At 62.4% G+C, this 10,268-nt stretch carries 12 protein-coding genes; 4 read left to right on the top strand and 8 right to left on the bottom strand.

Annotated features, from left to right (window positions below):
* Positions 1 to 175: 175 nt before the first annotated feature.
* The 4 genes from KJ624_01585 to KJ624_01570 are packed head-to-tail and all read left to right on the top strand — an operon-like array spanning position 176 to position 2,592.
* Entirely contained in the window at positions 176 to 364 is a 189-nt protein-coding gene (locus tag KJ624_01585) for a hypothetical protein (GenBank protein ID MBU2008534.1), read from the top strand.
* Between the two features lie 2 nt (positions 365 to 366).
* A complete protein-coding gene (locus KJ624_01580; protein MBU2008533.1) occupies positions 367 to 1,245 on the top strand; it encodes a hypothetical protein in 879 nt (292 codons plus the stop codon).
* Positions 1,246 to 1,260: 15 nt separating this feature from the next.
* Complete coding sequence (locus KJ624_01575) at positions 1,261 to 1,551, top strand: PqqD family protein (protein MBU2008532.1); 291 nt, start codon at positions 1,261 to 1,263, stop codon at positions 1,549 to 1,551.
* A 12-nt stretch (positions 1,552 to 1,563) separates the two neighbouring features.
* Entirely contained in the window at positions 1,564 to 2,592 is a 1,029-nt protein-coding gene (locus KJ624_01570; protein ID MBU2008531.1) for a radical SAM protein, read from the top strand.
* Positions 2,593 to 3,659: 1,067 nt separating this feature from the next.
* Here KJ624_01570 and trxB read toward each other — a convergent pair.
* Genes trxB through KJ624_01530 form a run of 8 tightly spaced genes read right to left on the bottom strand, consistent with a single transcriptional unit; the run spans position 3,660 to position 10,247 of the window.
* Positions 3,660 to 4,577: a thioredoxin-disulfide reductase gene (gene trxB / locus KJ624_01565; GenBank protein ID MBU2008530.1), complete on the bottom strand. Its 918-nt coding sequence runs from the start codon at positions 4,575 to 4,577 to the stop codon at positions 3,660 to 3,662.
* Complete coding sequence (locus KJ624_01560; protein ID MBU2008529.1) at positions 4,570 to 4,884, bottom strand: hypothetical protein; 315 nt, start codon at positions 4,882 to 4,884, stop codon at positions 4,570 to 4,572. Before KJ624_01560 ends, trxB begins: the two co-directional genes overlap by 8 nt.
* The gene (gene trxA / locus KJ624_01555) at positions 4,859 to 5,203 is read right to left on the bottom strand and encodes a thioredoxin (GenBank protein ID MBU2008528.1); all 345 of its coding nucleotides are present in this window, start codon (positions 5,201 to 5,203) and stop codon (positions 4,859 to 4,861) included. Before trxA ends, KJ624_01560 begins: the two co-directional genes overlap by 26 nt.
* Positions 5,185 to 6,168, bottom strand: coding sequence for a phosphate acyltransferase PlsX (plsX, locus tag KJ624_01550; GenBank protein MBU2008527.1), 984 nt, complete (start codon positions 6,166 to 6,168; stop codon positions 5,185 to 5,187). The genes trxA and plsX overlap by 19 nt, the downstream gene beginning before the upstream one ends.
* Before the next feature lies 1 nt (position 6,169).
* On the bottom strand, positions 6,170 to 7,132 hold the full coding sequence (locus KJ624_01545; protein MBU2008526.1) for a 2-hydroxyglutaryl-CoA dehydratase: 963 nt from the start codon (positions 7,130 to 7,132) through the stop codon (positions 6,170 to 6,172).
* Positions 7,110 to 8,198, bottom strand: a complete 1,089-nt coding sequence (locus KJ624_01540) for a CoA protein activase (protein MBU2008525.1) — start codon at positions 8,196 to 8,198, stop codon at positions 7,110 to 7,112. The genes KJ624_01545 and KJ624_01540 overlap by 23 nt, the downstream gene beginning before the upstream one ends.
* A gap of 1 nt (position 8,199) precedes the next feature.
* Positions 8,200 to 9,291, bottom strand: coding sequence for a CoA protein activase (locus KJ624_01535; GenBank protein ID MBU2008524.1), 1,092 nt, complete (start codon positions 9,289 to 9,291; stop codon positions 8,200 to 8,202).
* Positions 9,282 to 10,247 (bottom strand): hypothetical protein, encoded by a 966-nt coding sequence (locus KJ624_01530; GenBank protein ID MBU2008523.1) that lies wholly within the window; start codon positions 10,245 to 10,247, stop codon positions 9,282 to 9,284. Before KJ624_01530 ends, KJ624_01535 begins: the two co-directional genes overlap by 10 nt.
* Positions 10,248 to 10,268 lie beyond the last annotated feature (21 nt).

The following is a 10,268-nucleotide window of genomic DNA, read 5'->3' as shown; positions in this document are numbered from 1 at the left end:
GATATTCAGCAGGTCCGGTCACTGGATCATTCATCGGGTTCTGGGCAGGTGCAGAGTGAGGGGCAGGGAGTGTTTTCTGTAAAAGGGGGACCACAACTTCTGGGCCGGGGTAGTCCCTGCCAGCGATGTGGTCGACCGCGTCCGCGCTATTGAAATCTCCGGCAAAATGGTGCCGTTGACCTCCCGACCAGCCCGGCTCCTCCAGTATGTCATCGCCCTGTACTCCTATCTCACCTGGCGGTGGTGGGCCATTGGCGAACGGCTCCTTCCTCACGGGCTCAGGGAGAAGGTCCTGGGTCGCTGGTCCCAGCGACTATGTCGGTTACCCCCCAGAGCGCTCCTGCATCTGCTGGGGACCAGATAGGAATGGCTACGGGGTTAGAGGCCATGGCCTTCAATCACTGCCTGAGGATAGCCCTGGGGCGCACCTGCATCGGCATCCGCTGTCAGGACGAGGTTTTCCTGGCGGAGGCCCGGCGCCGGTATGAACCCTTTCTCTCTCCCGAGGAGCCGGAACTCTGGATTGAGCTGGACCTGAGAAAGGGACAGACAGCCGAGGAGATAAGGCAGCTCCTGCCGCACACGCGAATCCACGCGGAGGGCGATGGCTTTACTACGGAGCCGGAGCTTATGCGGGGGAGGGTGGAGTGGCCCGCCGGCCTGCTGCAAGTCCAGACCGAGAGGGCCTTCTTCTCTCCGCAGACCGGGTACAAACTTATGGATGTCTTGCTCCGGGGTCTCTACTACGGTATCTACAAGCAAAAGAAGGGTGTTAATCCTGACGCCTATCTGGTCCATGGCTGCGGAATCCTGAGCGAGGGCCGGGGGTACCTCTTCACGGGGCCATCCGGGGCGGGAAAGACCACCGTAGCCAGGATGGCCGGGTGTAGAAGGGTGCTTAATGACGAGGTGGTAGTGGTGGGACTGGATAAAGGGCAGTGCTATGTAGCCGGTACGCCCCTTGAGGGGGGCATAGCCGAACGGTGTAATGCTGCGGCCAGTCTGCACGCCATCCTGCTGCTGAAGCAGGGGGCTGAGGCGTCCGTGCGGAGGTTGAGGAGTGCTGAGGCCTACAGGAGTCTCCTGCCCCAGACTATTGGAGCCCCGCGCTTTCTGGACACCGGCTCGCCCTCGTCCCTCCAGGAAAGGGCTGATTTCTGGGCGATGGTAGCCAGCAGGGTACCTTGCTACGAACTTACCTTCCGTCTGGATGGTTCTTTTTGGCCCCTGGTAGAGTGCCTGTAAGAGAGGAGGCAAGAAATGGAAGTGGAAGGATACCTGTCTAGAGAAAAGAGGGTGGTCTGGCGGGATATTGCCGGAGAGGTTGTCATCGTTGAGGAGGACGGCGCTACCGTGCATATGCTGAACAAGACAGCGTCCCATATCTGGAGCCTGGCCGACGGTACCCGGCGGCCAGATGATATCAGCCATGAGCTATGCCAGAGGTTTGAGGTGACCCCAGCCCAGGCTCAGGCCGAGACCGAGCGATTCTGTCGGCAGCTTACAGAAGCGGGGCTGGCAATCCTCAACCCAACACCCCGGGTGGTATAGGAGGGACCTGAATTGACCACTACCCTGGCCCGTCCCCTGCTCGACCGGGCCGTAAAGCGGGCTGCAGAGCATCTAATCCCGTTGCAGGTATCTCTGGAGCTGACCTACCGCTGCAATCTGTCCTGCAAGCACTGTTATGTGGACTGTCGGCCCAAGGGTGAGCTTACCCTGGAAGAGGTGAAGGACATCATTGACCAGCTGGCGGTGGCGGGCACCCTCTATCTCCTGCTCACCGGGGGAGAGATCCTGGCCAGGAAGGACTTCTTCGCCATCGCCGAGTATGCCAAGGAAAAGGGCTTCATCATTATGCTCCTCACCAATGGGACCCTCATCGGCCCTGCGGAGGCCCGGAGGATTGCCGCGCTTCACCCCCTCTCCGTGCGGATGAGCCTCTACGGGGCAACAGCAGCGACCCACGAGGCAGTTACGGGTAAGCCCGGCTCCCTTGACGCTAGCCTCCAGGCGGCTTCCCTACTCCAGGACCTGAAGGTTACCGTGTCCTTCGAAATGATCCTCCTGGACTCTAATATTCACGAGGCCGAGGATGCCAGGCGTCTGGCCGAGGGGATGGGGGTACCTCTTCAAATGGGGTACGAGCTCACGCCAACCAAGACTGGGGCCTTGACCCCGCAGAGCTGTGAAGCCAGCCTCAGCCAGTTCACCCGCTTTGTCCACCCCGATTGGCTCCGGTCAACCACCTGGGGGTCGCGGGGGCCCGGCATATGCCGGGCCGGGAGGTGCATTTGTTCCGTCTCACCGGTGGGGGATGTTTCCCCCTGTCTGCTCATGCCCCTCCGGCTGGGCAACCTGCGGCGGGCCAGCTTCGCCGAGATCTGGCGGACCCGCCCCGTGGCTGACTTGACATACCTGCGTTCCCTCACAGCCCAGGACCTCACCCGCTGCCGGGACTGCTCCCTTTCCTCCCTTTGCCGGAAATGCTTGGGCGTGGCCCTGAGCGAAACCGGTCAGCTAACCAGCCCGTCCCCCAGCGCCTGCCGCTGGGCAGCCCTGAGATACCAGTTTTTAAAGGAAAGGAGGTGATGACGATGAAGGAGGAGTACGAAAGCCCCCAGATGGTCACGGAAAAGGCCGAGATTGGCACCCTGCTTGCCAGCGGCGGAAGCCCCCTCCCCATTTCCACAGCCTCAGGGATGGACCTGTGTGATAGGGATGGTGAGTAGGGTGCGCTAACCCCGGGCAAATAAAGGCGGCGGGCTGGGCTGACGGCAAGGGAGAAGCCGGCCACCCAGGAGGACCCTATAGCTGGGCCCAGGGAGCCGGTTTCTCTCTGCCTACATTGGTCGCCCTTCCAAATACTCACGTCTTCGACCAAGTCAAGAGGTCTTGCGGTGTTTCCCGCTACGGAAAACTGCAGCGCCTCGCGGCAACATTCCTCGCATTGTCAGGTAATGTTAGCCGAGCATCGCACTCACGATGAGCAGCATCCCAGCGTGCTAACGAGATGTGAGCCCGCAGGGCACTTTCTAGCGGAATGTGACACCGCCCGAAACTCTGTTGAGCCGAGCTAGGCCAACTTCTAATCTGGCACGGTAGCGCATAGCTAGGGGAGACGGCGAGTTGCTGCCGATGGAATTCTCCACCGGCGCGACGAGCAGCATTTCATTGGTCTGCCCCCAGCTATGTCAGTGTATACACTACACACAATCACAATTGTGTCAATCCCTGGGCGGACAAGAACGGCTGCTTAGTGGTTGAGCTCTGGCCAACTGCCACCGGGGTTGGTTTGGGCTCGAGTGGCACAACGATGCGTCTCTTGGTCGGGTCGCCTCAATGCCTTTAGGGTGGGCCGATTCGCAGGCGGTAAGCCAGGAGCCCAGGTCATGGATAGGGAAAGCACATTGCCTCCGGTGGGGGAGACGTGCCCAAGGGCAGCCGCTGTCTAGTCGGCCCTTGTGGCCCCTCCCTTCTTCTCAAGAGGGCGGACTATAGTAAGGTGTAGGGGCTCGGCCAGTGCTCTTGTATCAATTGCATCCACCCTCTCCTGCAGGGAGGGGGTGGATAGAGCATCTGGGGGACACCCCCAGACCCCCGGCGGGGGGCTTCGCCCCCTGCACCCCCGAATGATGCCCAAATAACCTGACGCGACACTAGGAGCGGAGAAAAGCCAGGGCGGCCATGGTGGCGGTGGCGCCGTCGCCGGCGGCGGTGATGGCCTGACGGGCAGAGTCCTGGCGCACATCCCCGGCGGCAAATACCCCGGGCAGGGCCGTTTCCATACGGCCGTTGGTGGGGATATGTCCGGTGGGGGTGAGATGGAGTTTGCCCTTCAGGAAGGCGGTATTGGGTTCCTGGCCTATGGCCACAAAGACCCCCTGGACCTCCAGCAGGGAGGACTGGCCGGCCTTGACATCCCGGAGGCGGAGGCCCTCCACCTCCTCCCCCCCCAGGACCTCCTCCACCACGCTGTCCCAGATGAAGCTTAATCGGGGCTCGGCGAAGGCCCTCTCCTGGAGGAGGGCCACAGCCCGCAGTTCCCGGCGGCGGTGGACCCCATAGATGCGGGAGGCGAACCTGGCCAGGTAGAGGGCATCGGTGATGGCGACATCCCCACCCCCCACCACCGCCACCTCCTTCCCCTGGTAGAAGGGGGCATCACAGGTGGCGCAGTAGCTGACCCCTCTGCCCAGGAGCCTCTCCTCCCCCGGGACGGAGAGCTTGCGGTGCTCGGAACCGGAGGCGATGATAAGGGACCGGGCCTGAAAGCTACCGTGGTCGGTAAGGACCTCCCTGATTTCACCCCCCGGCTCAACCCCGGTGACCTCCGCCAGGCGGGTCTCCAGGCCAAAGGCTGAAGCCTGGTGGTGCATCAGCTCTCCCAGCTCTGTCCCGGAAATACCCCGGGGGAAGCCGGGGAAGTTCTCCACCTTTGTGGCGTTGACTATCTGGCCGCCGAAGAGCCCCCGCTCCAGGAGGAGGGTCTTAAGGCGGGAGCGGGATGCGTAGAGGCCCGCCGTAAGACCGGCGGGCCCCCCACCGATTATGACCACATCATAGGGCTCAGCCATGAGCCTCCCCCACCGCCTCCACCATATCCCTCAGCCTGCGGAAGTCAAAGAAGCCCTGGAGGCGCACCTTCCCGTTGATGACCAGGAGGGGAAGAAGGAGGCCCCCTTCCTTCAGGCCCCGGGCGATATCCGGCGGGGCCTGCTCTGCGTCATGGAACTCCAACTCCACCCTATCGCCGAAGAACTGGAGCAGGTTCTGCCGGGCCAGCTTCTGGTTCTCCTGGTCAGTCCAGTCTACACCACAGGGCTCAGCGCAGAACTTGCCCGCCTCCCCCTTTCGGTCAAAGACGGCTACTTTCAGGGCCAAGGGCCTCCTCCAGGTTCTTTTTCAACTCAGCTTTGGGCTTGTAGCCCACAAACTGCTTTGCAGGCTTCCCTCCCTTGAAGAGGATAAGGGTAGGTATGGAGTGGATGGAGTAGCGGGGGGGCGTCCTGGGGTTCTCGTCCACATTGAGCTTGGCGAAGGAGACCTGGCTCTCCATCTCCTGGGCCAGCTCCTCCACCACGGGGGCTACCAGGCGGCAGGGGCCACACCATGGGGCCCAGAAATCCACCACCACCGGCCCCTTTGAACCCAGGACCTCCTTATCGAAGGTCTCATCGGTAACTACCGCAGGCTTAGCCATTTCTCCTCCGTCAACGCTTCCAGAACCCCCTGGTTCGCCACCCGGCGGGCCATGAGGAGGGCATTCTTGATGGCCAGGGCCTTGCTGCGCCCGTGGGCCACGAAGACATTCCCCTGCACGCCCAACAGGTGGGCACCACCATATTCATTATAGTCCATTTTCCTGACCACCTCCTTCAGGGCGGGGCGGAGCAGCAGGGCCAGGGGGCGGAGGTAGAAGCGGCTCCTGAGGGCATGCCTCAGTTCGTGATGGATGGCCTCACCGAAGCCCTCAGTGGCCTTGATGAGGACGTTGCCGGTGAAGCCGTCGCTCACCACCACCTCGGCCAGGCCCCTCAGCAGGTCCTTCCCCTCAAGGTTCCCGATAAAGTTCAGCCCGCTCTTCTTGAGCAGGTTATGGCTCTCCCTCACCAGGCGGTTCCCCTTCTCCTCCTCCTCCCCGCTGGAGAGGAGGGCAATGCGGGGGGAAGCTATCCCCCACACCCGCTCCATATAGCGGGCCCCCAGGTGGGCGAACTGGAGGAGGAACTGGGGACGGCAGTCGGCATTGGCCCCCACATCCAGGACGATGGCGGGCCCGGAGGGGGTGGCATAGGGCAGGCCGAGGGCGGGCCTTTCCACCCCCGGGATGTTGCCCAGGACCAGGACAGCGGCGGCAGCCACTGCCCCCGTGGAACCGGCAGAGACAAAGCCATGCGCTTCCCCCCTCTTGACCAGCTCCAACCCCACCCGGATGGAAGAGTGGGGTTTAAGACGCAGTGCCTCTACCGGCGGCTCGTGGGAGCCGATGACCTCTGAGGCAAGCACCAGTCCCAAGCCGTCCAGGTTTGCAGGAAGATGGGGAGAGAGATCCGCCTCCCTGCCCACCAGCACCACCCCCACACCTTCCTCCCGGGCCTGCAGGGCCCCCCGGACAATTTCCTCCGGGGCGTGGTCTCCCCCCATGGCATCCAGGGCAATGCGGATATCAGCTTTTGACAGAAGTCCTCTCCCACATATCACAGCGCCCCCCCCAGCGGGCCAGGACATTGCCGTTGGTGGAGAGCTGTGCTATCTCACATAGATTGGCGCAGGCCTTGCACTCAAACGAGGTGGTGCGGTATTTCACCTGGCTTACCTCAAAGCCCTTGAAGCTGGTCCCACGCCCCACCACCGCCTCCTTGGCCAGGAGGCCAGCACCAATAGCCCCCATGCACTCGTGGTGGGGGGGAACGATTATAGGGGTCTTGAGGGCCTCCTCCAGGACCCGGCGAATCCCCACGTTAAAAGCCACACCCCCCTGGAAGACCACGGGGGGCAGGGTCTCTTTGCCCAGGGCCACATTGTTCAGGTAGTTCCGCACCAGGGCATCACACAGGCCATAGAGGATGTCCTCTTTGGAGTGGCCCACCTGCTGTTTATGGACCATGTCCGATTCAGCAAAAACAGTGCAGCGGCCGGCGATGCGGACAGGGGTCTTGCTCTGGATGGCCAGAGGGCCGAACTCCTCAATGCTGATATTTAGCCGGAGGGCCTGGTGGTCCAGGAAGCTCCCGGTGCCGGCGGCGCAGACGGTATTCATGCCGAAGTCGGTGACCACCCCATCCCGGAGGATGATAATCTTGCTGTCCTGGCCGCCGATCTCAACGATGGTCTGAACGTCGGGGACAAAATGGAGGGCCCCAACGGCATGGGCTGTTATCTCGTTCTTTATGGTATCCGCCCCCGCCACCACCCCCGCCAGGTAGCGGGCACTGCCGGTAGTTCCCGCCCCCGCTACCTCCACCCCGGAGGGCAGCATCTCCTGGATAAGTCTCAGCCCTTCCTGAATGGTCTCAATGGGCCGCCCCTGAGTGCGCAGATAGAGACCGGCCAGGACCTTCTCCTCCTCATCCAGGGCCACCACCTTGGTGGTGACAGAGCCTACATCAACACCTAGATAAACTCTCATCCTTCTTCCTCTGACGGCGGCGATTGAGGAGGTCCACAAAGGCCTCAAGGCGCGTGAGCATCCCCTGCTTGCCTGTCTGCTCATCACAGATGAGGGTGAGAACGGGGATGTCCTCCTTGACCGAGGGCAGGATGTTCTGGGCAATTATTTCCGGCATGCAGGTAAAGGGGAGCAGGTGGACCATGCCATCGTAGTCCTGGGAGCAGAGAACCTTCTCACCTACCGATTCCCAGCCCTCCCCGCCGACGGTGCGTTTCAGGTAGGGCAGGGCCGCCCGATGGGCCTCCTCCTTCCACCCGGAGGAGACCACCCCCGGTCGCAACCACCGGGAGGCAAAGTTTCTCCTCCTTACCTCCACCCCCAGCTTGCCCAGCTCCGACTCCAGGTCCCTGCTGGCAAATGGGTCCATAAGGACGAATGTCTCCCCCACCACCCCCACCCGCAACGGCTGGGCCTGGGGGTCCTGGGGCAGGGCAGTCAGCCTATCGGCATATTCTTTCTCCAGCTCCTTGAGAGAGGCCCAGGTCCCGGCCTGGTCTATCGCCTCCTGGGCCTCCTGAAAGAGGCGATTGACCGTCCCCTTGGTCTTCTCCACGGCCCGCATCCGGTGGACAACCTGTTCCAGGTGGTCCAGGGCCGAGAGCTTGGCCAGGCCGAAGCGGAAAGCGGAGACAAGCTTGAGCCAGGACACATTGTTGGCCCGCCTCTTAATGAACCTCAGCAAGTTCACCAAGCCCCGCTCACTGTCCCCGGGCACAATCATCTCAAACTTGTAGCCCAGGTCTTCCAGGGTCCCCTTCATGGAGCGAGCATAGAAGCCCATGCGGCAGGCCACGTTCGTGCTGGTAACCATGATGAGGGTGTCAGCCCCCATCTCCAGGTCCTGGAGGAAATTACCCAGGATGAGCTTGTAGGGAAGACAGGCGGTCTCAGGAGAATACCTGGTCCCCAGGGAAAGGGTGGTCCCGCTGTTGGGGGGAGGGATAACTATCTCCACTTTCAGCTCCCGGAGGAAAGTCCGGGCGGCCAGAGATACGTTGCCCATGTGGAAGATGCCCAGCCTCATCCTAGTGGACCCCCACTTTCTGGCGCCGGGAGGCCCGGCGGCGCTTCAATAGGTCCACAAAGGCCTCAAGGCGTGTGAGCATCCCCTGCTTGCCCGTCTGCTCATCACAGAGGAGGGTGAGGACGGGAATGTCCTCCTTGACCGAGGGCAGGATGTTCTGGGCGATTATCTCCGGCATACAGGTGAAGGGGGCCAGGTGGACCAGCCCGTCAAAGTGGCGGGCATGGAGGACCTTTTCCCCCACCGATTCCCAGCCGTCCCCCCCCACATCCCGCTTGAGGTAGGGCATGGCCGCCTGCTGGAGGTGCCTTTTCTCGTTTATCCCCAGGGGGTTAAGGAAGAGGCTGAACCTGGTCCATTCCGAAATGAAAAGGTCCCGCCTCACCTCCACCCCCAGCTTGCCCAGTTCTATCTCCACATCATTATTGGAGAAGGGCTCCAGGACCACATAGAACTCCCCCATCACCCCTACCAGCAGGGGGTCCTCGCCGTCCTGGGGCACGGCCCGGAGCTTCTCCAAGTAGTCCTGTTTTCTCCTCTTCAGGGAATCATAGTCTCCCGTCTCATCAACAGCCTTGGTGGCCTCCCGGAAGAGGGCGCTGGCCTGGCCCTTCACCTTTTCCCGGGCCCTCACCCGGTGGACCTCCTTCTCTATCTCGTCCAGGGCGTTGAGCTTGGCCAGGCCAAAGCGGACGGCGGAGACAATTCTCCCCCAGGGGGCCCCCCCCGATATCTTCTTGAAGAGCTGCATGATGCCCTGGAGCTTCTTTTCCGAGACCCCGGCGGTGAGGATTTGGAACTGGAAGCCCATATCCCGGAGGACATACTCCTGGGTCCTGCCATACCTCCCCAGGCGGCAGATGCCCGCCCCCCCGGCCTGGACGAGGGTGTCAGCCCCCAGTTCGCAGGCCTCAATGAAGTTGCCCAGGGTGAGCTTGAAGGGGAGACAGAGGCCCTCCGGGGAATTCTTTGTAGCCAGGGTGAGGGTGCGGCGGGTGTTCAAGGGGGGCACCACATGGTCAACACCCAGCTCTGTAAAGAGGGCCCTCACGGGCACCCAGAGGTGCCCCAGGTGAGGGAAGCTTACTCGCATTTCCTCTTCTTCCGCTCTATCATATCCAGAAAGGCTTCCAGCCGGGTGAGGAGGCCTGCCTCCCCGCTGTGCTCGTCCAGGGAGAGGGCCAGGAAGGGCCGCTTCCTCTCCCTGGCATAGCGCTTGACAAGGTCCACCATGAGGGAATCGGGGCCGCAGCCGAAGGCTGCCACCCCGATAGCCCCGTCCACCTCTTCCTGGTCCAGGTAGTAGGCCCCCGCCCCCACCACCTCCGCCTCGTAGGTCCAGTAGGCCTTCCCATCCAGCTTTGCCATCGCCCTCGCCATCTCCTCCTCCAGGGCCATCTCCGGGACCAGCACCCTGACCCCCAGCCCCTTGAGGCGTGGGAGGAGGCGGTGGGTGATGAAATCGTCGTGGACGATATAGGGGTGGCCTACGATGGCCACCATTAACCGGTGGGGGGCCTCTTCCTCGGGAGGGGAGAAGCCCAGGGCCTGGAGAGGGGTCTTCTTCTCCCGGACCATCCCCTGGACATAGCGACGGTGGGCCTCCATGGCCAGGCGGGTGGCTTCCCGGACCCGCCAGGGGTTCCAGGTCAGGGGACGGGCCAGGGAATAGATGGCCCGGTAGAGGGCCCGCCGCCCCTGATTGACATCAATGTCCGCCTCCAGAATAGGGGGGGCCTCAGGGACCACCGCCCGCACCATGTCAGGCAGGCCCAAGAACTTGGAGCAGTTATACACCCGGGGCTCCACGCTCTTTATGGAGGGGATGAAAAGATAGTCACACTGCCCTGCCAGCGCCACGGCGTGACCGCAGAAGACCTTCACCGGCAGGCAGGTCTCGGCCACCATGCGTCTGACCCCCTCGGCCAGGGTCTGCCTGGTGGTAGGTGGAGAGATAACCACCTCTGCACCCAGGGCCTCCAGGAAAGTCTTCCACATGGGGAGATACTGGTAAGTCAGAAGCCCTCTCGGTATCCCTACACGTGCCATTATCCGTCCACTATGCCGAGG

Source organism: Chloroflexota bacterium (assembly GCA_018825785.1).
In the GTDB taxonomy this organism is placed as follows: domain Bacteria; phylum Chloroflexota; class Dehalococcoidia; order JACVQG01; family JAHKAY01; genus JAHKAY01.
This window is presented reverse-complemented; position numbering and strand designations above follow the sequence as displayed.

What these genes read in the sequence shown, in the direction of transcription:
- KJ624_01580 (MBU2008533.1), top strand. Translation starts at nt 367, where the DNA reads ATGGCTACGGGGTTAGAGGCCATGGCCTTCAATCACTGCCTGAGGATA.
- KJ624_01575 (MBU2008532.1), top strand. Translation starts at nt 1,261, where the DNA reads ATGGAAGTGGAAGGATACCTGTCTAGAGAAAAGAGGGTGGTCTGGCGG.
- trxB (MBU2008530.1), bottom strand. Translation starts at nt 4,577, where the DNA reads ATGGCTGAGCCCTATGATGTGGTCATAATCGGTGGGGGGCCCGCCGGT.
- trxA (MBU2008528.1), bottom strand. Translation starts at nt 5,203, where the DNA reads ATGGCTAAGCCTGCGGTAGTTACCGATGAGACCTTCGATAAGGAGGTC.
- KJ624_01545 (MBU2008526.1), bottom strand. Translation starts at nt 7,132, where the DNA reads ATGAGAGTTTATCTAGGTGTTGATGTAGGCTCTGTCACCACCAAGGTG.
- KJ624_01540 (MBU2008525.1), bottom strand. Translation starts at nt 8,198, where the DNA reads ATGAGGCTGGGCATCTTCCACATGGGCAACGTATCTCTGGCCGCCCGG.
- KJ624_01535 (MBU2008524.1), bottom strand. Translation starts at nt 9,291, where the DNA reads ATGCGAGTAAGCTTCCCTCACCTGGGGCACCTCTGGGTGCCCGTGAGG.
- KJ624_01530 (MBU2008523.1), bottom strand. Translation starts at nt 10,247, where the DNA reads ATGGCACGTGTAGGGATACCGAGAGGGCTTCTGACTTACCAGTATCTC.